Origin of the sequence: Candidatus Allofournierella excrementavium (assembly GCF_048526665.1) — a bacterium.
Lineage (GTDB): Bacteria > Bacillota > Clostridia > Oscillospirales > Ruminococcaceae > Allofournierella_A > Allofournierella_A excrementavium.
The window spans coordinates 1-23,511 of record NZ_DBGFPE010000007.1 but is presented as its reverse complement, the minus strand read 5'-3'; the positions used below and the strand labels follow the sequence as shown (position 1 = coordinate 23,511).

General features: G+C 62.2%; 24 protein-coding genes and 1 other RNA gene. 14 read left to right on the top strand and 11 right to left on the bottom strand.

The window, feature by feature from the left end:
- The first annotated feature begins 8 nt into the window (after positions 1 to 8).
- The 6 genes from ACMI1Q_RS02505 to ACMI1Q_RS02480 all read left to right on the top strand — a co-directional run bounded on the left by ACMI1Q_RS02505 (position 9) and on the right by ACMI1Q_RS02480 (position 4,777).
- A complete protein-coding gene (locus ACMI1Q_RS02505; RefSeq protein ID WP_419502691.1) occupies positions 9 to 566 on the top strand; it encodes an ANTAR domain-containing response regulator in 558 nt (185 codons plus the stop codon).
- Between the two features lie 120 nt (positions 567 to 686).
- Positions 687 to 2,048 (top strand): N-acetyl sugar amidotransferase, encoded by a 1,362-nt coding sequence (locus ACMI1Q_RS02500; RefSeq protein WP_419502690.1) that lies wholly within the window; start codon positions 687 to 689, stop codon positions 2,046 to 2,048.
- A gap of 2 nt (positions 2,049 to 2,050) precedes the next feature.
- Entirely contained in the window at positions 2,051 to 2,821 is a 771-nt protein-coding gene (gene hisF / locus ACMI1Q_RS02495) for an imidazole glycerol phosphate synthase subunit HisF (RefSeq protein WP_330057369.1), read from the top strand.
- Positions 2,818 to 3,459, top strand: coding sequence for an imidazole glycerol phosphate synthase subunit HisH (hisH, locus tag ACMI1Q_RS02490; protein ID WP_419502689.1), 642 nt, complete (start codon positions 2,818 to 2,820; stop codon positions 3,457 to 3,459). The genes hisF and hisH overlap by 4 nt, the downstream gene beginning before the upstream one ends.
- Before the next feature lie 73 nt (positions 3,460 to 3,532).
- Positions 3,533 to 4,297: a 4Fe-4S binding protein gene (locus ACMI1Q_RS02485; protein ID WP_419502688.1), complete on the top strand. Its 765-nt coding sequence runs from the start codon at positions 3,533 to 3,535 to the stop codon at positions 4,295 to 4,297.
- A gap of 51 nt (positions 4,298 to 4,348) precedes the next feature.
- Positions 4,349 to 4,777 carry a DUF3788 domain-containing protein gene (locus ACMI1Q_RS02480; protein WP_419502755.1) on the top strand — a complete coding sequence of 143 codons (429 nt, stop codon included), beginning with the start codon at positions 4,349 to 4,351 and terminating at the stop codon, positions 4,775 to 4,777.
- Positions 4,778 to 4,814: 37 nt separating this feature from the next.
- Here the strand turns inward: ACMI1Q_RS02480 and ACMI1Q_RS02475 are convergent, their stop codons facing one another.
- Positions 4,815 to 5,381 carry a uracil-DNA glycosylase gene (locus tag ACMI1Q_RS02475; protein WP_330057364.1) on the bottom strand — a complete coding sequence of 189 codons (567 nt, stop codon included), beginning with the start codon at positions 5,379 to 5,381 and terminating at the stop codon, positions 4,815 to 4,817.
- Between the two features lie 189 nt (positions 5,382 to 5,570).
- On the opposite strand from ACMI1Q_RS02475, the gene ACMI1Q_RS02470 reads away from it, so the two are divergent.
- The 6 genes from ACMI1Q_RS02470 to smpB all read left to right on the top strand — a co-directional run bounded on the left by ACMI1Q_RS02470 (position 5,571) and on the right by smpB (position 9,676).
- A complete protein-coding gene (locus ACMI1Q_RS02470) occupies positions 5,571 to 6,134 on the top strand; it encodes a phosphate propanoyltransferase (RefSeq protein WP_330057362.1) in 564 nt (187 codons plus the stop codon).
- Positions 6,135 to 6,269: 135 nt separating this feature from the next.
- Positions 6,270 to 6,368, top strand: an RNA gene (gene ffs, locus ACMI1Q_RS02465) — signal recognition particle sRNA small type.
- Positions 6,369 to 6,452: 84 nt separating this feature from the next.
- Entirely contained in the window at positions 6,453 to 8,177 is a 1,725-nt protein-coding gene (gene dnaX / locus ACMI1Q_RS02460) for a DNA polymerase III subunit gamma/tau (RefSeq protein WP_419502687.1), read from the top strand.
- 30 nt (positions 8,178 to 8,207) lie between these two features.
- Positions 8,208 to 8,546 carry a YbaB/EbfC family nucleoid-associated protein gene (locus tag ACMI1Q_RS02455; RefSeq protein WP_330057358.1) on the top strand — a complete coding sequence of 113 codons (339 nt, stop codon included), beginning with the start codon at positions 8,208 to 8,210 and terminating at the stop codon, positions 8,544 to 8,546.
- A gap of 12 nt (positions 8,547 to 8,558) precedes the next feature.
- Positions 8,559 to 9,158, top strand: coding sequence for a recombination mediator RecR (recR, locus tag ACMI1Q_RS02450; RefSeq protein WP_394980646.1), 600 nt, complete (start codon positions 8,559 to 8,561; stop codon positions 9,156 to 9,158).
- 50 nt (positions 9,159 to 9,208) lie between these two features.
- Positions 9,209 to 9,676, top strand: a complete 468-nt coding sequence (gene smpB, locus ACMI1Q_RS02445) for an SsrA-binding protein SmpB (protein ID WP_330057354.1) — start codon at positions 9,209 to 9,211, stop codon at positions 9,674 to 9,676.
- A gap of 58 nt (positions 9,677 to 9,734) precedes the next feature.
- On the opposite strand, the gene ACMI1Q_RS02440 is transcribed toward smpB, so the two are convergent.
- The 10 genes from ACMI1Q_RS02440 to ACMI1Q_RS02395 all read right to left on the bottom strand — a co-directional run bounded on the left by ACMI1Q_RS02440 (position 9,735) and on the right by ACMI1Q_RS02395 (position 22,181).
- Positions 9,735 to 11,648 carry an ABC transporter ATP-binding protein gene (locus ACMI1Q_RS02440; RefSeq protein ID WP_419502686.1) on the bottom strand — a complete coding sequence of 638 codons (1,914 nt, stop codon included), beginning with the start codon at positions 11,646 to 11,648 and terminating at the stop codon, positions 9,735 to 9,737.
- A complete protein-coding gene (locus ACMI1Q_RS02435) occupies positions 11,649 to 13,376 on the bottom strand; it encodes an ABC transporter ATP-binding protein (RefSeq protein WP_419502685.1) in 1,728 nt (575 codons plus the stop codon).
- Positions 13,373 to 13,885, bottom strand: coding sequence for a MarR family winged helix-turn-helix transcriptional regulator (locus ACMI1Q_RS02430; protein WP_330058778.1), 513 nt, complete (start codon positions 13,883 to 13,885; stop codon positions 13,373 to 13,375). The genes ACMI1Q_RS02435 and ACMI1Q_RS02430 overlap by 4 nt, the downstream gene beginning before the upstream one ends.
- A 191-nt stretch (positions 13,886 to 14,076) precedes the next feature.
- Complete coding sequence (locus ACMI1Q_RS02425; RefSeq protein ID WP_419502684.1) at positions 14,077 to 14,625, bottom strand: FmdE family protein; 549 nt, start codon at positions 14,623 to 14,625, stop codon at positions 14,077 to 14,079.
- 18 nt (positions 14,626 to 14,643) lie between these two features.
- Positions 14,644 to 15,399, bottom strand: a complete 756-nt coding sequence (locus tag ACMI1Q_RS02420; RefSeq protein WP_394980654.1) for an ABC transporter ATP-binding protein — start codon at positions 15,397 to 15,399, stop codon at positions 14,644 to 14,646.
- Entirely contained in the window at positions 15,396 to 16,451 is a 1,056-nt protein-coding gene (locus ACMI1Q_RS02415; RefSeq protein WP_419502683.1) for a FecCD family ABC transporter permease, read from the bottom strand. Before ACMI1Q_RS02415 ends, ACMI1Q_RS02420 begins: the two co-directional genes overlap by 4 nt.
- Positions 16,420 to 17,538, bottom strand: a complete 1,119-nt coding sequence (locus tag ACMI1Q_RS02410) for an iron ABC transporter substrate-binding protein (RefSeq protein ID WP_419502682.1) — start codon at positions 17,536 to 17,538, stop codon at positions 16,420 to 16,422. Before ACMI1Q_RS02410 ends, ACMI1Q_RS02415 begins: the two co-directional genes overlap by 32 nt.
- Before the next feature lie 205 nt (positions 17,539 to 17,743).
- The gene (locus ACMI1Q_RS02405) at positions 17,744 to 19,123 is read right to left on the bottom strand and encodes an MATE family efflux transporter (protein ID WP_419502681.1); all 1,380 of its coding nucleotides are present in this window, start codon (positions 19,121 to 19,123) and stop codon (positions 17,744 to 17,746) included.
- 120 nt (positions 19,124 to 19,243) lie between these two features.
- Entirely contained in the window at positions 19,244 to 21,811 is a 2,568-nt protein-coding gene (locus ACMI1Q_RS02400; protein ID WP_419502680.1) for a M56 family metallopeptidase, read from the bottom strand.
- Positions 21,804 to 22,181 (bottom strand): BlaI/MecI/CopY family transcriptional regulator, encoded by a 378-nt coding sequence (locus ACMI1Q_RS02395; protein ID WP_177521377.1) that lies wholly within the window; start codon positions 22,179 to 22,181, stop codon positions 21,804 to 21,806. Before ACMI1Q_RS02395 ends, ACMI1Q_RS02400 begins: the two co-directional genes overlap by 8 nt.
- Positions 22,182 to 22,326: 145 nt before the next feature.
- Between ACMI1Q_RS02395 and ACMI1Q_RS02390 the strand changes: the two genes are divergently transcribed.
- Both ACMI1Q_RS02390 and ACMI1Q_RS02385 read left to right on the top strand, forming a co-directional pair.
- Positions 22,327 to 22,458, top strand: a complete 132-nt coding sequence (locus ACMI1Q_RS02390) for a hypothetical protein (RefSeq protein ID WP_419502679.1) — start codon at positions 22,327 to 22,329, stop codon at positions 22,456 to 22,458.
- A 325-nt stretch (positions 22,459 to 22,783) separates the two neighbouring features.
- Positions 22,784 to 23,305 (top strand): nitroreductase, encoded by a 522-nt coding sequence (locus ACMI1Q_RS02385; RefSeq protein ID WP_205151839.1) that lies wholly within the window; start codon positions 22,784 to 22,786, stop codon positions 23,303 to 23,305.
- Positions 23,306 to 23,511: the final 206 nt, after the last annotated feature.

Sequence of the window (23,511 nt, the reverse complement as noted above, 5' to 3'; positions counted from 1 at the left end):
TGAAAGGCATGGCAGGCGTGTGGATCGTCGGGGAAAAACAGACCCATGAAGCGCTGAAAAGCGTGTTCGCGGCGGGCGGGCCTGCCGTGTGCTGCACCAGCGCGGGGGAGGCCCGCCGGGGCTTCACCGCGGGCGGCGGCAGCCTGATGGTCATCAACGCCCCGCTGCCGGACGAGTTCGGCCGTGAGCTGGCCATCCAGGCGGTGGAAAGCGGCCTGGACGTCATCTTCCTCTGCGCCGCGCCCCAGGCGGACAAGGTCGCCGTGGGGCTGGAAAAATACGGGGTGCTGGTGCTGCCAAAGCCCCTCTCCCGCCAGCAGGCGGCCTTCGCGGTGCGCCTTCTGCGCGCCGGCCACCAGCGGATGCAGAAAATTATCGACCAGAACCGCCGCCTCACAAAACGGCTGGACGAGGCGCGGGTGATATGCCAGGCCAAATGCCTGCTGGCCCTCCACGCGGGCCTCACCGAAGAGGAGGCCCACCGCCTCATCGAAAAGCGGGCAATGGACGCCCGCATCTCCAGCCGGGAGGCGGCGCAGGCCATCATCCGCACCTACGGCGAATAATAGAAAACCGACACAGGGCAGGGCAAAGGCGCCCGCCGGGCAAGGGAGTGTTCTCTCTTGCCGTCATGGCGCCTTTGCCCTGCCTTTTTGTTATGAAAAAAGAAAGAAGGGACCTTCATCATGGAAAAACTTCCCCGTTATATCCCCATCGACTATTCAAAATACGCCCCGGACATCCCGCCCGAAAAGCGGGAGACCTTCTTCGGCCTGCCCCAGAATGTGCAGTACTGCAAAGAGTGCGTGATGACCAACCAGAAGCCCAACAGCTGCTATGAGTTCGAGCACACCATCCACTCGAAGAAAAAGACCATGGTCATCCAGGAGGACGGCGTGTGCGACGCCTGCCACGCCTGCCACAACAAGGAGGGCAAGATCGACTGGGCCGACCGGGAGCGCCAGCTGCGGGAACTGTGCGACCGCTACCGCAAGACCGACGGCAGCTACGACTGCCTTGTGCCGGGCAGCGGCGGCAAGGACAGCTTCTACGCCGCCCACCTGCTGAAATACAAATACGGTATGCACCCCCTCACCGTCACCTGGGCGCCCCACATCTACACCCCCTGGGGCTGGCAGAACTTTGAGGCGTGGATCCACGCCGGGTTCGACAACTACCTGTGCACCCCCAACGGCCTGACCCACCGCCTGCTCACCCGCCTCGCCACCGAGAACCTGTTCCATCCCTTCCAGCCCTTCATCCTGGGCCAGAAGCAGCTGGCCCCCAAAATGGCCGCCAAGTTCGGCATCCCGCTGGTGTTCTACGGCGAGAACGAGGCCGAGTTCGGCAACCCCATCGCCGACAACGACAGCGCCCTGCGGGACGAGCACTTCTTTGCCACCAACGATTTTGACCACATCTATCTGGGCGGCGTGTCCCTGCGCCAGCTGGAAGAGGACTTCAAGGTGGACAAGGCGGACCTGGCCATCTACCTGCCCAGCGACACCTCGGACGTTGAAAAAAACCACATCCAGGTGCACTACATGGGCTATTACGAAAAATGGCATCCCCAGGGGGCTTATTATTACAGCGTGGAGCACGGCGGCTTTGTGCCCAGCCCCGAGCGCACGGCGGGCACCTACTCCAAGTACAACTCCATCGACGACAAGGTGGACGACTTCTTCTACTACACCACCTACATCAAATACGGCATCGGCCGCTGCACCTACGACGCGGCCCAGGAGATCCGCAACCACGAGATCACCCGGGAGGAGGGCGTGGCCCTCTGCAAAAAGTTCGACGGTGAGTTCCCCATGCGCTTCGCCCAGGACTTCTTCCAGTACATCTCCATCGACAAAAAGCACTTCGGCGCCGCCGCCGACTGCTTCGAGCAGCCGGAGATGGACCTGGACTACTTCATGCATCTGGCCGACCGTTTCCGCTCGCCCCACCTGTGGCAGTACGAGAACGGCCGCTGGAGCCTGCGGCACACGCCCTTTGAAGGCGAGAGCCTTTGCGGGTACGGCGCACCGGAAAAGGAGGGGTGAGGATGAGCCGGAAAATACGCCTCATCGCGCGCCTGGATGTGAAGGATGACTTTCTGGTGAAGGGCATCCAGTACGAGGGCCTGCGCAAGCTGGGCGACCCCCACGACTTCGCCCGCCGCTATTATGAGCAGGGCATCGACGAGATACTGTATCTGGACACGGTGGCCAGCCTCTATGAGCGCAACAATCTGGGCAATATCCTGGAGCGCACCACTGCCGACGTGTTCATCCCCATCACGGCGGGCGGCGGTTTGCGCAGCGTGCAGGATGTGGGCGCGGTGCTGAAAAGCGGGGCGGACAAGGCCGCGGTGAACACCGCCGCCCTGCGCCGCCCGGCCCTCATCACCGAGATCGCCCGCGCCTTTGGCAGCCAGTGCATGGTGCTCAGCATCCAGGCAAAGCGCCGGGACCCCGCCCGCCCCGCCGCCGGCTGGGAGGCCTACTACGACAACGGCCGGGAGCACTCCGGCAAAGACGTGCTGGAATGGGCCAAAGAGGCCGTTTCCCTCGGCGCGGGGGAGATACTGCTCTCCAGCGTGGACAAGGAGGGCTTTCAAAAGGGGATGGACCAGGAGCTGATCGCCGCGGTGGCGGACCTGGTGGATGTGCCGGTCATCGCCGCCGGGGGCGCGGCCTGCGCCGAAGACGTGGCTGCCGCCGCAAAGGGCGGCGCGGACGCGGTGGCGGTGGGCAGCATCCTGCACTACGGCAAGACCGACGTGCCCGCGCTGAAAGAAGAAGTGCGGGCCCTGGGCGTGGAGGTGAGACGATGAGACCGGTGGTAACAGTGGTGGATTACGGGCGCAGCAATCTTCTGAGCGTGCGCCGTGCGCTGGAGCACTGCGGCGCGGATGTACGCTTTGCCGCCGAGCCGGGGGACGTCTTGCGCGCCGGGGCGCTGGTGCTGCCCGGTGTGGGCGCTTTTGCCGACGGCATGACGCAGCTGCACCGCCAGCATCTGGTGGAGCCGCTTCTGCAAAAGACAGGGGAGGGCACGCCTCTCCTGGGCATCTGCCTCGGCATGCAGATGCTGCTGGATTCCAGCACCGAGGGGGGCTTGAACCAAGGCCTGGGCCTTGTGGAGGGCACGGTGGAGCCGCTGGCGGAAAAAACGGCGGAGGGAGCGCCCCTCAAGGTGCCCCACATCGGGTGGAGCGCCCTGACCCTCGCCCCCGGTGCGGAGCGGGGCCTTTTCAAAAACACCCGGAATGGCGACGAAGTCTATTTCGTTCACAGCTTTCAGGCGCTGCCACGCCGCCGTGAGGACTGCGCCGCCACGGTGGAGTACGGCGGCCGCGCTGTCTGCGCCGCGGTGCGGCGGGGGAATGTGACCGGCTTTCAGTTCCATCCGGAAAAAAGCGGCCCGGCAGGCCTTGCCATGCTGCGTGCCTTTGTGGAGGGGTTGGGCTGACCCGCAGCATTGACGAAGGGGCGGGCCGGGCGTTATAATCAAAGAAAACGAATGCAAAGGAACGTGAACGGAAATGAGCCCCATCAAAGCCGTCAAAGCGGCATACTTCAGCCCCTCCGGCGGCACGAAACGCGCCGCGATGCTGCTGTGCGAGCAATTTGGCCTGCCGGCGGAACCCATCGACTGCACCTGCCAGCCTGCAAAGCTGCCGGCAGTCATCCCGGTGGCAAAGGACGAACTGCTGGTGCTGGCCCTGCCGGTGTACGGCGGCTTCGGCCCCCGGGTGGAGGGCCTTTTCAGCCAGCTCCGGGGTCAGGGCGGCCCCTGCGTCATTCTGGCGGCCTATGGCAACCGGGACTATGAGAACGCCTTGGCGGCCGCTGCGCGGCAGATGGCGGAACAGGGATTTGTCTGCGTGGGCGGCATCGCCCCCATCACGCCCCATGTTTCCGCCCCGTCCCTGGGCGCGGGCCGGCCCGACGAAGAGGACATGCCCGTTTTTGCCGCCTTTGCCCGAAAAGTGCTGGCTGCCTGTGAGAACGAACCTCTGCGCCCCGCCGCTCTGCCCGGCGACGCGGACGCGCCCCGCAAGCCCCTGCGGCCCACCGGGCGCAGCCGCGACAAGGAGCGCTGCAACCACTGCGGCCGCTGCGTGCGGGTGTGCCCTGCCGGGGCGCTGAACGAGCTGCTGGAAGTGGACAGCGAAAAGTGCATCAACTGCATGGCCTGCCGCTTTGCCTGCCCCACCTATGCCTGGCAGTTCGACACCACCGCCGTGCGCGCCTGGCTGGAAGAGAATTTCTCCGCCCGCCGCGCGGTGGAGTGGTTCGCGGAATGACGTTTGAGCTTTGCCCTGCTTGGGAGAGTGAAAAATGAAAGGGAGGCTTTTATGCCTGATAAAATACCCAGCTCGGAACAAATGACGGCTTTGGTAGGCCCCTCTTTATTTGAAGTGTGGAAGCAGCTGTGTGCCCTGATCGATGAGAAATATGACATGGAGCATTTGTGGGGGGATGGCGGCAAAGCGTGGGCCTATGAATACAAATACCGCCGTGGCGGCAAGACTCTGTGCGCTTTGTATGCAAGAGAAAACTGCGTGGGATTTATGGTCGTTCTGGGAAAACAGGAGCGTTTGAAGTTTGAAAACGACCGGGCAAGTTATTCCCAAGAAGTACAGAATGTCTACGATGAGGCCCAGACCTATCACGATGGAAAATGGCTGATGTTTGAGCCGAGGGATGCTTCTCTGTTCGATGATTTTGTTAGAATTTTGAGCATAAAGAGAAGACCGAACAAAGCGGCAAGAAAGAAACAATGAAAAAAGGCCCGGAGAGCGTTCTCCGGGCCTTTCTTGTTCAATAGGTGTGGTCGCACACTTCGTTGATCTTCTCCCGCAGGGCCACAAAATCCCCAAAGGCCATCGGCTTTTGGCTGGGATTGCGCAGCAGGGCGGCGGGATGCAGGGTGGCCATGAACCACACGCCGTTCTTTTCCTCGAACCGGCCGTGCTCCTTGGTCACCGAGATGTCCGGCCGGATGAGCCGCTGGGCGGCGATGCGCCCCAGGCACACCACGATCTTCGGCCGGATGATGCGGAACTGCTCCCGCAGCCAGGGCAGGCAGGCGTCCCACTCTTCGGGCAGAGGGTCGCGGTTCTCTGGCGGGCGGCACTTGACGATGTTGGCGATGAAAACATTCTTGTCCCGCGCCAGGTCCACCGCGGTGAGATACTGGTCCAGCAGCTTGCCGCTGCGGCCCACAAAGGGCAGGCCCTGCTCGTCCTCGTTTTTGCCGGGGCCTTCACCGATGAGCATCACTTCCGCCGTTTTGGGGCCGGTGCCGAACACCACGTTGGTGCGGGTCTCACACAGGCCGCACTTGCGGCAGGCCAGACACTCCTGTTTGAGCTGTTCAAATTCCATCGGTGGCGATTCCTTTCCGGCCGTGTGCAAAAAAATGCGCCGGCCTTGCACATTTGCGTTTATTATATCATAAAAAGCAGGGTTTTGTCTTGAACTTTTTACCCCGTGTGCTAAAATAGATACGGCAAATGGAAACACTGCGCCCGTCAAGCGGCGGCGCGGTGCAGGATAAAGGGAGGAAATATCACAATGAAATTTTTGGTTGAGACCTCGGCCCGTCATGTGCACGTCTGCAAGGAGACCCTGGAGACCCTGTTCGGCGCGGGCTATGAGCTGACCGTCAAGAAGCCCCTGAGCCAGCCCGGCCAGTACGCTTCCAACGAGCGCGTCACCGTGGTCGGCCCCAAGCGTGAGCTGGCCAACGTGTCCATCCTCGGGCCCTGCCGCGGCGCCGACCAGGTGGAGCTGTCCGCCACCGACGCCCGCTCCATCGGCATCTCCGCCCCCGTGCGCGAGTCCGGCGACATTGCCGGTTCCGCCGGCTGCAAGCTGGTGGGCCCCTGCGGCGAGGTGGAGCTGAAAGAAGGCGTCATCGTGGCCAAGCGCCACATCCACGTCACCCCTGAGGACGCCGAAAAGCTGGGCGTGGCCGACAAGGAGATCGTCAAGGTGGCCTGCGGCAGCGAGGGCCGCAAGCTGGTGTTTGACGACGTGGTCATCCGTGTGAGCGAGAAGTTCGCCACCGCCATGCACATCGACACCGACGAGTCCAACGCCTGCGGCGGCGCCAGCGAGGGCGAGATCGTCAAATAAGATTTTTCAGAGCCGAAAAGCGGCCCGCCCGAAACGGCGGGCCGTTTTTGCTTTGGACGGTTGCATTTGCCGAAAGTTTTGTGTATAATATATCTGTTCGGACAGAGCCAAAACCGTGCGCTGTTCGGCATACGGATGCGGGCCCTGCGCGACGAGGCGCCATGAACCATGTCAGGCGGGGAACCGAGCAGCATTAAGTGGTCTGCCGCGTGCGCCGCAGTCAGTCCGCATCCGTATGCCGAGCGGCGCAAAGGCGGGGGAAATTTCCTCTGCGGGCCTGTCCGTTTTTTGTAGTATTTCCCAAAAGGAGGTGCCGGCGTGTACCGGGCATTGTACCGCAAGTGGCGGCCCAGCCGCTTTGAGGACGTGGTGGGCCAGCAGAACATCGTGGCCGCGCTGCAAAACCAGATCGCCGCCCACCGGGTGGGTCACGCCTACCTGTTCACCGGCACCCGCGGCACCGGCAAGACCACCTGCGCCAAGATCTTCGCCAAGGCCATCAACTGCCCTCACAACGAGAGCGGCGACCCCTGCGGCGAGTGCGAGGTGTGCCGCGGCATCGACGACGGCTCCATCCTGGACGTGGTGGAGATCGACGCCGCCTCCAACAACGGCGTGGACAACATCCGCGACCTGCGGGACGAAACAGCCTATACCCCCAGCGTCTGCACCTATAAGGTTTACATCATCGACGAGGTGCACATGCTCTCCACCCCGGCGTTCAACGCGCTGCTGAAGATCATGGAGGAACCTCCCTCCCATGTGGTGTTCATCCTGGCCACCACCGAGATCCACAAGGTGCCCGCCACCATCCTCTCCCGCTGCCAGCGCTATGATTTCGGGCGCATCCGCCCCGAGGACATCGCGGGCCGCATCCGCCATGTGGCGGAGGAAGAGGGCCTGGAACTGGACGACGCGGCGGCACAGCTCATCGCCCGTCTGGCGGACGGCGCGCTGCGTGACGCTCTCTCCATTCTGGACACCTGTGCCGGTGTGGGCGGCGCCATCGACGAGGCGCTGGTGCGCCGGATGGCCGGCGTCACCGACCGAAGCTATCTCTTTGCCATCAGCGACGCGCTGGCCGCGGGCGAGCCTGCGGCGGCGCTGGAGCAGGTGGCCCAGCTGCGCCAGCGTTCGGTGGACATGAAGCGCCTGTGCGAAGAACTCATCGCCCACTACCGCAACCTCATGCTGGCCGCCCTGCCCGGTGGCAAGAACCTGCTGGCGGGCGTGCCTCCCGAGGAGGAAGCCCTCTATCTGGAAAAAGGCGCGTCCGCGCCCCAGGCCGGCAGCGTGCGGGCCATCCGCCAATTGGGCGACGCCATGGAAAAGATGAGCCGCGGCACCGACCCGCGCATCGAGTTGGAACTGGCGCTCTTCGCCATCTCCCAGCCCGCGGCCCAGCCGGTGAGCGCCCCGGTGCAGGCGGCGCCCCAGCAGGCCCGGCAGCCCGCGCCCTTCGCGGCGTCCCCTGCCGCGCCCAACTCCGCATGGCAGCCCGCCGCCCCGGCGCAGCCTGCCGCGCAGGCCCAGACCCCGGTCCAAACCCCGGCCCAGCCTGAAGCTCCGGCCCAGACCGCTGTCGCGGCGCAGGCGGAGCCGGCCCCCGAGCCGCTGCCCTGGGAAGGCCAGCCGATGGAGCCGCAGCCGGTGCCCCAGCCCAAACCCCGCCCGGCGCGCCCCGCGGCGGCAAAGCCCGCTGTTTCCGGCCCGCCCCAGCCCTTCGAGCCCTGGCCTCAGGTGCTGGAGGTGCTCAAAAAGCGGGACCACATGCTGCCCGCCTACCTCAAGGGCTCCAAAGCCTATTACGACGGGCGGCGGGTGCTCATCGACGGCGGCGACATCTTCCGGGAGTTCATCCGCCAGAACAAGGACTCCCAGGCCCTGCTCAAGGCCATCATCCAGGAGGTGAGCGGCCTTGCCTGCGGCATCGGGCCCTACACGCCCCCCAAGGATCAGGCCACCGACCACCCCACGGTGGAGCAGGCACTGAAAGATCTTGAAAACCACGGTGTAGATGTGGTATACAAGGACAAAGAATAAGAATAGAACAAGATAAAGGAGAAGATCCCCATGAAAGCAAGACTGCCCCAGGGCTACGGCAAACCCGACGTGAACGCGCTGATGCGCCAGGCTCAGAAGATGCAGGAGGACATGAAGACCAAGCAGGAAGAGCTGGAGAACACCGAATACACCGCCAGCGTTTCCGACGGCATGGTGGAGGTCACCATGACCGGCAAGCACCAGGTCACCGCCATCCACATCAAGCCCGAGCTGGCCGACCCCGACGACATCGAGATGCTGGAGGATATGGTGGCCGCCGCGGTGAACGAGGCCGTGCGCAAGGTGGACGAGGACGCCGAGGCCGCCATGCAGAAGATCACCGGCGGGGCGAACTTCCCCGGCCTGTAAGGGGGAGCGGACATGGGTTACAACGCGGCCCCGCTGGAAAAGCTGGTGGAGCAGTTCTCCAAGTTCCCGGGCGTGGGGCGCAAGGGCGCCACGCGCATGGCCTATCAGGTGCTCAGCATGCCCGCCGCCGAGGCGATGGAGCTGGCCCGGGCCATCGAGGAAGCCCACACGAAGCTGCACCGCTGCCGCATCTGCCAGGACTACACCGAGAACGAGGTGTGCCGCATCTGCTCTTCCCCCAAGCGTGACGCCAGCGTCATCTGCGTGGTGGAGAGCCCCCGGGACGTCACCGCCTTTGAGCGCACGCGGGAGTACAACGGCCTTTACCACGTGCTCCACGGCCTCATCAGCCCGATGGACGGCATCGGCGCGGACCAGCTGTGCGTCAAGGAGCTGCTGGCCCGCCTCACCGACGGCACCGTGAAGGAGGTCATCATGGCCACCAACCCCACGGTGGAGGGCGAAGCCACCGCCATGTATCTGGCAAAACTCATCAAACCGCTGGGCATCAAAACCACCCGGCTGGCCTACGGCCTGCCCGTGGGGTCCAGCCTGGAATATGCCGACGAGACCACCCTCTACAAGGCCCTCAGCGGCAGGGGAGAGCTGTAAAAAAAGCCTCCCGCCCCGGTGTTCGAACCAAGGCAAAGGAGAAACCGCAAATGCCCGAACAAGTGAAAACCAAAACCATTGCCCTGAACCGGCAGGCCCGGCACGAGTACTTCGTGGTGGAAAGCCTGGAGACCGGCATCGAACTGGTGGGCACCGAAGTGAAGAGCCTGCGCATGGGCCAGGTGAACCTGAAGGACTCCTGGTGCGACGTGGAGGACGGCCAGCTCTATGTGCGGGGCATGCACATCAGCCCCTATGAGAAGGGCAACATCTTCAACCGTGACCCCCTGCGGGCCCGCAGGCTGCTGGCCCACAAGAATGAAATACGCAAGCTGGCCCAGGAAGTGAAGCTTCAGGGCTACACGCTGGTGCCGCTGGCGCTCTATTTCAAACACGGCAGGGTGAAGCTGGAGCTGGGCCTGTGCAAGGGCAAAAAGCTCTATGACAAGCGGGAGACCGCCGCGAAGCGGGCCGCCCAGCGGGACATCGACCGCGCCATGAAAGAGCGCGGCCGCTGAAAAACAAAACAGAAAAAGGCCTCCGGGTGCATCACCCGGAGGCCTTTTTTGACGTTTGTCAGGACAGTTCGAACTGCCCGGTGTAAAGCTGATAGTAGCGGCCCTTCTGTGCCAGCAGGTCGTCGTGGTCGCCCCGCTCGATGATGCGCCCGTGCTCCAGCACCATGATGGCGTTGGAGTTGCGCACGGTGGAAAGCCGGTGAGCAATGACGAAGACGGTGCGGCCCGCCATCAGTTTGTCCATGCCCTTTTCGATGAGCTTTTCGGTGCGGGTGTCGATGGAGGAGGTGGCCTCGTCCAGGATCAGCACCGGCGGGTCCGCAACGGCGGCCCGGGCAATGGCCAGCAGCTGGCGCTGGCCCTGGCTCAGGTTGGCGCCGTCAGCGGTGAGCACCGTGTCATAGCCTTGGGGCAGGTGACGGATGAAGAAGTCGGCATTGGCCAGTTTTGCCGCCGCCACGATCTCCTCGTCGGTGGCGTCCAGCCGTCCGTAGCGGATGTTCTCCTTCACCGTGCCGGTGAAGAGGTGGGTGTCCTGCAGCACCATGCCCAAGCTGCGGCGCAGGTCGTCCTTCTTTATCTTGGTGATGTTGATGCCGTCGTAGCGGATCTTGCCGTCCGGCACCTCGTAGAAGCGGTTGATGAGGTTGGTGATGGTGGTCTTGCCCGCGCCGGTGGAGCCCACGAAGGCGATCTTCTGGCCGGGCCGGGCGTAAAGGCTCAGGTCGTGGAGCACGATCTTCTCCGGGTCATAGCCGAAGTCCACATGCTCAAAGGTCACGTCGCCCCGCACCGGCACATACTCCAGCCGTCCGTCGTGGTGGGGCCATTTCCAGGCCCACTGGCCGGTGCGCTTTTCGCTCTCGGTGATGGTGCCGTCCTCGCCGATGACCGCGTTCACCAGGGTCACATAGCCCTCGTCCAGTTCCGGCGTCTCGTCGATGGCGGCGAAGATGCGCTCCGCGCCCGCCAGCGCCGCCAGAATGGCGTTGAACTGCATGCTGATCTGGGTCACAGGCTGGCTGAAGGAGCGGGTGTACTGCAAAAAGCTGCCGATGGTGCCCAGGTCCATCCGCCCGGCAATGGCCAGCGCCGCGCCCACGGCGGCGGTGAGGGCATAGTTCACATAGGAGAGGTTGCCCATCAGGGGCATGATGATGTTGGCGTAGGTGTTGGCCTGGGTGGCGGCCTGACGCAGGTCCTCGTTCAGCTGGGCAAAGTGCTCGTTCACCGCGTCCTCGTGGCAGAACACCTTGACCACCTTCTGGCCCTCGATCATCTCTTCGATGTAGCCGTTGGCCGCGCCCAGCGCCCGCTGCTGGGCCATGAAGCCGCTGGCCGAGCGCTTGCCCACTACCGCGATCATCTTGATCATCACAATGAGCATCAGCACGATGAGCAGGGTCAGCAGGGGACTGAGCACCAGCATCATGATGAAGGTGGAGACCAGCGTCACGGCGCTTGTCACCAGCTGGATGAGGCCCTGGGCCAGCGCCTGGCGCAGGGTGTCCACGTCGTTGGTGAACAGGCTCATGATGTCGCCGTGGGTGCGGCTGTCAAAGTAGCGGATGGGCAGGTCCTGCAGCTTGTTGAACAGGTCCCGCCGGATGCCGTTCAGCGCCCGGTTGGAGACGCGGGTCATCACCATCTGCTGGATGAAGGTGCACAGCGCGCCGACGAGATACACCGCCGCGGTGAGCGCCAGCATGCCGATGAGGGGCGCGAGGGTGGTGGAATTGAGGGGCTGGCCGATGAGCGGCAGAATGCCCTCGTTGATGATGGGCTTGAGCATATAGGTGCCGAACACGCCCGCGCCCGCGCTGACGGCGATGCACAGCAGCACGCACAGCATCAGCCACTTCTGGCGCAGCATGTAGCCCAGCACCCGCGCAAAGGTGCGCCGCGCGTTTTTGGGCCGCTCAAAGCCGCCCCGGCGTCCGCCGCCGGGCCCGCCCGGAATACGTCCTGCCATTTATTCCACCCCCTTCTGCTGCGAGGTGTAGACCTCGCGGTAAATTTCGCTGCGTTCCATCAGTTCGTCGTGGGTGCCCATGTCGGCGATCTTGCCGTCGTTCAGCACCACGATCTTGTCAGCGTCGCACACGCTGGCCACACGCTGGGCAATGATGATCTTGGTGGAGTCCTTCAGGTGGGTGCGCAGCGCCTCGCGGATGGCCGCGTCGGTGGCGGTGTCCACCGCGCTGGTGGAGTCGTCCAAAATCAGAATTTTCGGTTTCGCCAGCAGCGCCCGGGCGATGCACAGACGCTGCTTCTGCCCGCCGGACACGTTCACGCCGCCCTGCCCCAGGTCGGTGTCGTACCCCTTGGGGAAGGAGGTGATGAAGTCGTGGGCGCTGGCCGCCTTGCAGGCTTCCACCAGCTCCTCGTCGGTGTCGTTCGCGTCGCCCCAGCGCAGGTTCTCCCGGATGGTGCCGCTGAACAGCACGTTCTTCTGCAGCACCATGGCCACGCCGTGGCGCAGCACGTCCAGGTTGTAGTCCTTCACCGGGTGGCCGCCCACGGAGAGCTGGCCGCCGGTGATGTCGTAAAGGCGGGGGATAAGCTGCACCAGCGAGGTCTTGGCGCTGCCGGTGCCGCCCAGGATGCCCACCGTCTCGCCCGAGCGGATGGACAGGCAGATGTCGCTGAGCACGTCCTCGCCGGCGGTCTTGGCATACTTGAAGTTCACATGGTCGAACTCCACGCTGCCGTCCTCCAGCTGGGGTCCTTCGCCCTCGGGTGCGCCCACGATCTCAGGCTGTTCGTCCAGAACCTCCACGATGCGCTGGATGGAAGCCCGGCTGATGACCAGCTGGGTGAAGGCCATGCCGATCATCATCAGGCTCATCAGAATTTGAGTGACATAGCTGATGAAGCTCATCAGTTCGCCGCTGAGCATCACGCCGCCGATGATGAGCTGGCCGCCGAACCAGAGGATGGCGATGATGCAGCTGTACACCGTGACCTGCATGATGGGCATCAGGGTGATGACGATGCTCTCCGCCTTGATGGACTGGTCCATCAGGCCGTCGTTGGCTTCCCTGAACTTCTGCTTTTCGTACTCCGAGCGAACGAAGGCCTTCACCACCCGGATGGCGATGAGGTTCTCCTGCACGCTGGCGTTCAGCCGGTCATAGCTGGCCAGCATGGCGATGAACTTGGGATAGGCCAGCCGGACGACGCACACAAGGGCGCAGGCCAGCACGGGAATGGCCACGAGGAACACCGTCACCAGCTCGCTGTTGATGGAAAAGGCCATGAAGGTGGCGCTGATGAGCATCACCGGCGCGCGCACCAGCATGCGGATGCACATCTGGTAGGCGTTCTGGGTGTTGGTCACGTCGGTGGTCAGACGGGTCACAAGGCTGGCAGTGCTGAATTTGTCCACATTGGAAAAGCTGAAATTCTGCACGTTGCGGAAAGCCGCCAGCCGCAGCTCGCTGCCGAAGCCCATGGCGGCCACGGCGGAAAAACGGCTGCTGGCCCCGCCCATGACCATGCCCGCCAGGGCCATCAGGATCATCAGCAGCCCCAGCTTTGCCACATAGGCAAGGTCGCGGTTCGCGATGCCCACATCCACGATGCGGCTCATCAGCAGCGGGATGGTGATCTCCAGCAGCACTTCGGCGGTCACGCACAAAGGCGCAAGGATGGACTCCTTCTTATAGGGGCCCGCATACTTCAAAAGGGTCTTTATCAAGGGTGTTCTCTCTCCTCTCCGTCCGATTTTGCGGGGCGGTCTGCCGCCTCTGCAAGGCTGAGGGCCGTTCTGCCCCGGTACTCGTCGCCCGCCAGATTCTCCTCCAGCCGGGCCAGCAGGCTCACCAGGGTGTCCACTTCGCTGCCGGTGAAATCCCGCAGCATCCGCTCCACCACCTGGTCATAGCAGGCCCGGCCCCGGGCTACCGTGCTGCGGCCCCGCTCGGTCAGTTCAATGTGATTGCGGCGCATGTCCGCCTCGTCCGCCCGCTTTTCCAGCATGCCGGCCTTTTGCAGCCGCTTGATGGAGGTGGCGATGGACGGGCTGGATACCCCCAGATGCTCGGCGATGTCCGTCTGGGTGCAGCCGGGGTTGCGCTCCACATGCAGCAGAACGGGTATCTGCGAACCCCACACCCCCGTGTCGCTCAGCAGGTTGTGCACCCGCAGCCGGTGCAGCAGGGAAATGCGGTTGATGTGCCGCAGCACCTCGATCTGTTTTGGTCCCATCTCTTCACCTCCCCGCGGCTCGGCAAATTAATTAATCGGATAACTGTTAATTGAGCAAGTATTAGTGTATCATGGGATGCTCAAAAGTCAAGACAAAGAAAAGAAACAACAAAAATTTTATGTTTGATTTGTGCAGGATATACAAAAGCGCCCTTCCCCCAATGAGAGGGAAGGGCGCTTTGCGTTAAGGGTCAGACGTTGAACCGGTCGTAGGAGGCGCAGCAGTCCAGGCACAGGTGCTTGCCGTTTGCCACCCGCACCCAGTTAGCGCCGGTCACTTCGCCGCAGTTCTCGCACACGTAGGAGTCGAAAAGCTTGGCCCGCTCGGGTACCGCCAGCGTGGCGGCCTTCACGTCAAACAGTTCCTTGGGCTCGTGAGCCTGGTAGTAAGCGAAGGACTGCTCCCGGGTCATGCCCGCCGGGGCGGGGCGCAGCACCAGCCGCACCGAACGGCCGTTCTTGCGGTTGTAGAAGGAGAAGGCCTGCTTGCCCCGCATGTGGAACAAAAGGTTGCCCTTGCCCACCGTGCAGCTGAGGATGGCCTGGATGGCGTCCACGCCGCAGGCGTCGTTCTCGGTGATGCACACGATCTCCTCGTCCTTGGAGCACACGCCGTCCACCATTTCGATGCCCAGCAGTTCGATGACGTAAAGCGCCGCCTTGTAGCCGATGGTCAGCCCGCCGCACACATGGCCGTGAAAGTCCGCGGCCTTCTGCCAAAGCTGTTTGTTTTCGTCCATTGGTTTTCCCTCCCGTTTTTATTCGTTCACCAGCACGATGTGCCGTCCGTTCACCACCACGGGCTCGGCGTCCACACCGTAAACTTCCCGCAGAGCGGTCTTGTCCAGCACTTCCAGCCCGCCGCAGCGGTAGACCTGCCCATCCCGCATCAGCAAAAAGCGGTCGCAGAAGCGCAGCGCCAGCGTCAGGTCGTGAATGACCACCACGGCGGTCAATCCTTCGGTGCGGCACAGCTCGCCCACGATCTTCAGCACCTGATACTGGTTGCGGATGTCCAGCGCGCTGGTGGGCTCGTCCAGCAGCAGAAGGCGGGGCTGCTGGGCCAGCGCCCGGGCCAGCATCACCTTCTGCCGCTCGCCGCCGGAAAGCTGATTCAAAAACCGCCCCCGCATGTCCATCAGGCCCAGCCGCGCCATGGCGGCGTGGACGATGTCGTGGTCCTCGCGGGAAAAACTCCATCCCATGTAGGGTCGCCGCCCCAGCATCACCATGTCGTGCACCGTCATCTGGGTGGAGGCCACCGTCTGGGCCACAAAGGCCACACGCTGGGCCACCTGCCGGTGGGGCATGGTCAGCAGGTCCTCACCGTCCAGCAGAAGGCTGCCGGCGTCCGGCTTCAGAATGCCGTTCATGCACTTGAGCAAGGTGCTTTTGCCCGCGCCGTTGTTGCCCAGAATGGCGAGAAAATGTCCGTCTTCCGCCTGAAAGTCCACGTTCTGCAGAACGACGGGGCAGTTTTTGTAATGAAAACAGATGCCTTTCGCTTCGATCATGGCTGCCGCCCTCCCCGGAACAAAAGATAGAGAAACAGCGGCCCGCCCAAAAAGGAGGTGATGGCGCCGATGGGCAGGATGACCGGGGCGATGGCGGTGCGGGCGAACAGATCGCCCAGCAGCAGCAGCGAAGCCCCCGCCAGCAGCGAGCCGGGGATGAGGTAAACGTGGTTGTTGCCCACCACGAGGCGCACCGCGTGGGGAGCCACCAGCCCGATGAAGCTGATGAGGCCGATCTGCGAAACGATGACCGAGCTGGTCAGGCAGCACAGCAGCATGCTCACCAGAGTGAGGCCTCGCACATTGATGCCCAGGCTCACCGCCATCTCCGCGCCGCCCAGCAGGGCGTTGTAGTCCCACCGGTGGAACACGCAGTAGAGGATGAGCGCCAGCACCACCAGACTTGTCAGCCGCAGGTCGCTCATGTCGGTGCTGCCCAGGTCGCCGAAGGTCCAGAACATCAGGGTGGCCAGTTCCACTTCGCTGGCAAAATACTGGATGAGGGTGGTGGCGCCGGTGAGCATGGAACTGATGGCCACGCCCGCCAGCACGATGCCCTCGGGGCTGATCTGCCGAAAGCGGGAAAGCCCCAGGATGAGCGCCGCCACCGCCAGCGAGCCGGCGAAGGAGCACAGGGTGACGCCCATGCCGCTTTTGCCCGCAAGGCCCAGCACCACGATGGCGAAGGCCGCGCCGAAGGTGGCCCCCTGGGAAACGCCCAGGGTGGAGGCGGAGGCCAGCGGGTTGTTCAAAATGGCCTGCAGGATGCACCCGGCCAGACCCAGCCCCGCGCCGCCCAGAATGGCGGTGCAGATGCGGGGCAGGCGGTTGGCCTGTACCACCAGATTTATTTTTTCGTCCTGCGCAAGGCCGAACACGCCCCGCACCAGTTCCGCCAGGGGCGTGTTGTAGGACCCGGCCCGCAGCGAGAGCAGCGCCGCGGCCACCAGCACAACGGCCAGCAGCGCCAGAAAGCACAGGCTTTTTACCTGGTTGCGGTGATATGCGGCGTCCCGAACGTCATTCGCCGAGGACAATGGGGCGGAATTCATAGCCGGCCTCCTTCAGGTCGTTGTAGGGGTTTTCACCCAGCAGGGTGGTGAAAATTTCGCCCGCCTTCTCCACCGGGTCCACGTCCGCGAACTGCTTGGGGTAGATGACGCTGCCCGCGTAGTAGGCGTCCGCCAGGGCAGTGTCCAGGTTGGAGGCGTAGGAGCGGAAGGAGATCTGAGAATAGACCTTGCCGTTCTTCACGGCGGAAAGGGCGTTGTAGAAATCGGGGTTCTTGGCGTAGTCCTCATTGATGAGGTCCATGCCGTTGAAGTCCAGGAAGATGACGTCCGGGTCCCAGGCCAGCACCTGCTCCGGGTCGATGTCAAAAGCGCCGGACTGGCCGGTGGTGTCCGCCAGATTGTTGGCGTTCAAAAGCTCAAAGGGGCCGTAGTGGGCCTCGGTGCCCTCAAAGCCGTGCGCTCCCTTGAAGGAGACGCCCGCCACATACACCGAGGGCCGCTCGCTTTCGGGAACAGAAGCGGTGCGGGCGGCCAAGTCCTCCTTCACGCCGTCCAGATAGGTGGTCAGCTCCTCGGCCCGCTCTTCCAGCCCGAACAGTTCGCCCAGCACCCGCAGCGTCTCATAGGCTTTTTCATCCAGCGTGGTGTCGCTGCCGGGCACCACCACCACCGGGATGCCGGTGCGCGCCGCCAGTTCGTCCGCGTCCGCCGAGGCGTACTCGCTCATCACGATGACCTGCGGGTCCACGGTGATGATCTCCTCCGCGTTGGGCGAGCCGTTGGTGCCGATGACCGGCAGGTCCTTGAACCGTTCGCCGTTCACATAGCTGTAAAGACGGGTCAGATCGGGCTGGTTTTCATAGTCTTCCACGCCCACCACCCGGTCGGCCGCGCCCATGTAGCAGGTGTAGCGCAGTGCGCCCACGCCGACGCAGACGACGCTCTCCACCGTTTCGGGGACCTCCACCTGCCGCCAGGCGCCGTCGGTGATGAGCCGGGTGCCGCCCGCCTGAGACGGGGCGGAGGAGGTGGGGCGGGCGGAAGCGGGCGCGTCAGCGCAGGCCGCGAGGGAGAGGCTCAAAGCAAGAGCCAGCGCAAGGGCGGAACATTTTTTCAGCAGTTTCAAAGCAGTATCCCTTTCTTGCCGCAAACGGGCAGACAAAATAAAAAGGCGTATGCCTCCCCGCAGGGGAAGTCATACGCCTTCATCAGCATATGAAAATCGGACAAAATATGATCGCCTGGGAACAGAGCGCTTCTGCGCCGGGCCGCCGGCTTCCTGCCGGGGCCAAAAATCGTCTTTATAAGTTTACTATATTCAGGGCGGCGTGTCAATCCTTTCCATCGGCGCGGCCGGGCAGGCGGCGGTTGGCGATCTCAAAGTTCAGCCAGTTGCCGTGATGATAGTACCAGAAAAAGGTCAGCGAGCTCAGCGCCCAGGTGAGGGGATAGACCCAGTAGACCATCTGGATGCTGTGGGTCAGCGGCACGGTGACGGTGAGGAAGGTCACACGGATGACGCACCAGCAGACCATCATGGTGAACATGGGCACGATGGCCTTGCCCGCGCCCCGCAGCACCGCCGCGATGGAGTGGGAATAGGCCAGCAGGCAGTAGAACAAAGCGGCGGTGCGGGCCTTGTCGGTGCCGAACTTCACCACCTCCGGGGTCGCGTCAAAAGCGGCGATGAGCTGGGGCGCGAACAGGAAGATGACCATGCCGATGCCCTCCGCCAGCAGCACGGCGGCAAGCACCCCGAAGCGCACGCCCTTGCGGGTGCGTTCATACTCGCGGCCGCCCAGGTTCTGGCCCACAAAGGTGGTCAGGGCCATGGTGAAGCTGTTGATGGGCAGAAACCCGAAACCCTCCACCTTGGCGTAAGCGCCATAGCCCGCCATGGCCATCTCGCCGAAGGAGTTCACGTTGGACTGCACCAGCACGTTGGCGAAGGCGATGATGGAGTTCTGCACGCCGGAGGGCAGGCCCAGACGAATGATCTCTCGCAGGAGGAAGGGGTCAAACCCCAGCTTGCGCAGCGAAAGGCGGTAGCACTCTTTGCTGCGCATCAGGTGCGCAAGACACAAAAATGCGCTCACTGCCTGGGAAATGACGGTGGCAAAGGCCGCACCGCCCACACCGGTGTGCACGAACTCGATGAACACCACGTCCAGCACCAGGTTGACCACCGAGGAGACCATCAGATAGTAGAGGGGATGGCGGCTGTCGCCAACCGCCTGCAGGATGCCCACGAAAATGTTGTACATCACAAAGAACAGCGACCCTGCAAAGTAGATGCGCAGGTAGGTGATGGACTGAGGCAGCACGCTCTCGGGCGTGTCCATCCAGATGAGGATCTGAGGGCTGAGCAGCACGCCCAGCGCGGTCATGGCAACGCCCGCCACAAGACCGAAGGCCACCGTGGTGTGCACTGCCCGCTGCACGCCCTCGTTGTCCTCGGCGCCGAACAATCGGGCGACCACCACGCCCGCGCCGCCGGCGATGCCGCTCAAAAACCCAATCAGCATGAAGATGAGGCTGCCGGAGCTGCTCACCGCCGCCAGGGCGCTGCTGCCGAGAAAATTGCCCACGATGAGCGAGTCCACCGTGTTGTAAAGCTGCTGGAACAGGTTGCCCAAAAACAGCGGCAGCGCAAAAAAGGTCAGCCGCTTCCAGATGGTGCCGCTGGTCATCGGCTCCACGGCTTTTGTCATTCCATCCACCTTCTGTTTTACAAAATCAACTCTTTCTATTATAGAAGGATTAAACACCGGGCGCAAGAGGGGGCGGGAATACAAAAACTCCCCCGCGCGGGAGGCGGGGGAGAAGAAAATTCAGCCAACAGAGAGCTCGATGCCATCGGCCAGAGCACTCAGCTGCTGTGCGCTCAAAGCGCCGTCGGCAAAGGCAAACTCCACAAAATAGGGCAGCACCTGCCAGTCGTAGGCCAGCACACAGTCGCGGCTGCTCCAGGGGTCGGTGACCGCCGCGCCGGTGGTGCCCAGTTCCTGCCAGACATACCGGGCGGTGGCCACAGCGCCGGTGTCAGAGCTTTGCACCACATGATAATCCTCAAAGCCCGCGTGGTTGGAGAGGGCCATGTTGGCAAATATCTGCATGGGCACACTGTCGGCGGCAGTGTCCACCGTTGCAAGTGTGGGCTCGTCCGTAACCCCAAGACCGCACAGATGGATCGCGCCCACCTGCTGGCCGTTTTGCAGCAGGTCGAGAACGGGGATGCCTGCCTCATCGATGGTCGTGTCGCCCTGCACAGTAAAACCAGCGGGCAGGACCATGGAAACCAGAGCCTTGCTTCCGTCGCTGAAGGTATAAAGCGCCTTCGTCGCGCCGCCTTCCTCGTATACCGTTGCCATCGGCTCGGAATAGCCTGCCGGCTCATCAAAGGTGAAGGGAGCGTTCAGTTCCAGGCTTCCCCGGGCGTAGATGCTTTGCGTGTTTTCGCCTTCGTCGGTCATGAAAAAGATGTTCAGAGAAACGCTGGTCAGCTTTTCCATATCGCCGGTGAATTTTCCAACCACATTGCCGCCGCCGTATTTCATGTCATCGGGGGTCAGGTCAAAAGAATCTGTGGAAAAAGTGCCCACGCCTTCGGAATAGACGGCGTTCAGGGTAAGGTAAAGTCCGGTCTTGCCATCCTCAGAAACAGGGACGGGGCCCGGCATCTCGATGGAATAGTTGCCTCGGGACGTCATCGTAAAACTGGCCAGCGTATCGGCGATGAACTTGTCGGCAACCTCCGGGGTCAGCGCCGGGGCGCTCTGGGCATAGATAAGCGCGTCAGCGAGCCGGAGGAGCGAAATGAACTGCTCTTCCTGGCTGCCGTCAGGATAATCGGCATAAAGGAACATGCCCAATTCCGTGTACGCAGTGTCATAGGGGATGGAGTATCGCTCGCCCGGCGTCCAGTTTGCATCCTCCAAAAAGTGCAGGCTCTGGCTGAACCCGTCGTCATACTCCGCCCGCCCGGAGATCTGTATCGTCAGCTGCGCGCCTTCCGGCACTTCTTCGGGAAGAGTGAAGAAAAGCTGATCGTCTTTCAGTTCCAGAGTATCAGTCAGCGCGTCGGCATACTCCTCCAGAGGGCTCAGCCCGGAGACGGCCTCTTCGGTGTCGCTCGCCTGCCACTGATTATAAAGGTAGGCGCAGAACTCCTCGTCCGTCACCTGCCACAGCCGCCCATCATATTCCGTGCGCACCTGGCTGCCGTCGTCCCTGTAGCCGTTGAAGGTAAGGGTGGTGCCGTCCTCCAGTTCCGCCACCAGGGCGTACAGCGGGGTGAAGCCCTCCTCATTGGTGCGGGAAAGCCCGCGCAACCCTTCCAGGCGGCTGGTAAGCTCGTCCAGCTGGCTGGCATTCAGCTCCCGTTCGCTGGGTTCGGCATAGTCCCAAACGGTGGCGGAAGCAATGGCGTTTTCGGAAAAATCATAGCGGGGAGTGAGCGGGTCGGTGAGAAAGACCACCGCCACCACGGCGCAGAGCACCAGCGCCCCCGCCACGGCCCAGAAGGCCGGCTTTTTATAGTGGAGCGCCGCCTTCACACGGGCTTTGACGCCCACTTCGCCGAAGGCCAGCGGGCATGCGCCCAGCGCCCGGCGGCCGGTGCTGCATTCCAGCAGAGCCTGGGAGTAGTCCGCCCGCTGGCCGGGGCCCATGCCCCGCACCACCCGCTCGTCGCAGGCCAGCTCGATGTCCCGGCAGAGCAGGATGTAGGCCGCCCACAAAAGGGGATTGAACCAATAGACCGTCAGCAGCACAAATCCCAGGGGCTTCCACCAGTGGTCCCGGCGGGCGATGTGCGCCTCTTCATGGGCGATGACCGGGTCGCGGGCCTCCGCGGGCAGGGCCGTGGGAAGATAGATGCGGGGGCGGACCAGCCCGAACACAAAAGGGGTGGGCACCTGCCCGCTTTCAAAAATGTTGTCCCGCACAGGCACGGCCTCGGCCACCCGGCGGCGCAGCCGCAGCCAGCTGACAAGGGTGTATAAGCAGAGGGCCAGAACGCCCGCCGCCCATACCAGCGCCAGCAGGGGAATGAGCACCTGCAAGGGGTTCGCGCTGGCGGCGGGCGCGGGGGCAAAGGTCTCGGCCACGATGGGGTTCACCACCCGGTCCACCGCGGCCACACCGCTGTTCAGCGCCGGGGCGGGGGAGAGCATGATATTCTCCGGAACTGTTTCGCCGCTGGGCAGAAGGCTCAGCGCGCTTTCCAGCGTGAAGGGGCACACAAGGCGGAACCCCACCAGCCCCCACAGCAGAACGCTGGCCCACTTGGGCCCCCTGCGCAGCAAAAGCCGCAGCACCAGCACCGCCAGCACCAGCCAGGAAGCGGCGATGCTGCGGTTCACAAGTTCAATGAACACATCCGCCATCCATTCAGCCATCGTGCTCAGCCTCCTCCCTGAACCGGTCGATCATTGCCTGCACCTCGTCCACTTCCTTTGCCGAAAGCTTGCGGTGCTTTGTGAAGGCCGCCACAAAAGCGGGCAGCGAGCCCTCAAAGGTCTTTTCCACCAGCTCGTCGATCTCTGCGGCCTGCACCTGATCCTTGCTCACCAGTGAGGTCACGATGGTGTTTTCGTTTTTCAAAACGCCCCGCTCGCTCAGCCGCTTGATGACGGTGTAGGTGGTGGTGGGCTTCCATCCAAGCTGCTCGCGGCACAGCTGCACCAGTTCGCTGCTCTTGATGGGCTCGTGCTCCCACAAAATGAGGCACAAGCGGTATTCACTTTCAAAAACCTTTGGCACTTCCATTGACTCCGCCTCCTTCTCTAATGCGTTAGAGCTTGTCTTTAGTCTAACATGTTAGAGCGCATATGTCAACCCTGTTGCGCGGGATGGATTGACGTATCCTGCTGCCGCGTGGCATAATAAGCAAAAATGCGGAAGGAAAAGCACTATGACCAAAATACTGTTTGTTTGCCACGGCAGTATCTTGAAAAGTCCTGAAAAAGCCTGTAAAATCAGTGGTTCTTTGGAGCAGAAGGGCGCTTACTACACCACTGCTACACCATTTTTGAAAGAACCTTGATGTGACAAGTTTCGATATATAAGAACGCAAGCGGCGATATTCCAGAATAGGAGTATCGCCGCTTGCTACATGTAGGTAAGTATGTTCCTTGAGCAAATGCTCATGTGCCATAAAGTAACACAAAAAGCAACAGACAGCCGCCACAATTCCGTAAAGATTGATACTTGACAGTCTCCCGAAAGCTCGCTACAATAATAGACGTAAAATTTGAGTGGACTTTTCCGGATTCGGTCATCTTTTTGCCACACAACTGTCTTATGATAGTTGTGTGGCTTTTTTGTTGCCTGCATCTCGGAAATGTTGACAGAATGGAGGATGATTTTTTATGGAAAACAACTTCTTATCTCTGATCAAGACGCGCCGTAGTGTACGGGCTTACAAACCGCAACCTGTCCCTTCCGAGGCGTTGGACGCTGTACTGGAAGCCGGGACTTATGCACCTACCGGCGGAGGACGTCAATCCCCTACCATCATTGCAATCACAGACCCCAAATACCGGCAGGAAATCGCCAGGTTAAACGCAGAAGTGATGGGGAACAATACAGACCCTTATTATGGCGCGCCTGTCGTGATTTTGGTTCTGGCAGATGGCTCCGCAAACACCTTCGTAGAGGATGGAAGCTGCGTCCTTGAAAATATGATGCTCGCCGCCCATGCTCTTGGGCTGGGAACCGTATGGGTACATCGGGAACGTGAGATTTTCGACAGTGAAAGCGGTAAGGCTCTCCTGCGGGAGTGGAAGCTGCCGGAAACCTTGCGTGGCGTCGGAGCGATTGCATTGGGTTATCCAGCTAAGGAAGCCGGTCAGCCCGCAGCACGCAAACAAAACTATATTGTTCGGATTTAATAACCTGCTGTCCGGCGCAATTTTTTTGCGCCGGACACTTTGTGGAGAGACCTGCTAACAAAAGTCAAGTAGAAATTTCAGATTTGAGGGAGCGGCAAAAAGACAACACAAAATCAAGCCGCTGAGCATCTCAAAATCGAAACGGCGGCCAACCAGATGGTATGACACGAAAATTAGTTGTGCTCCAGAGAATCCAAGTAGGCTTT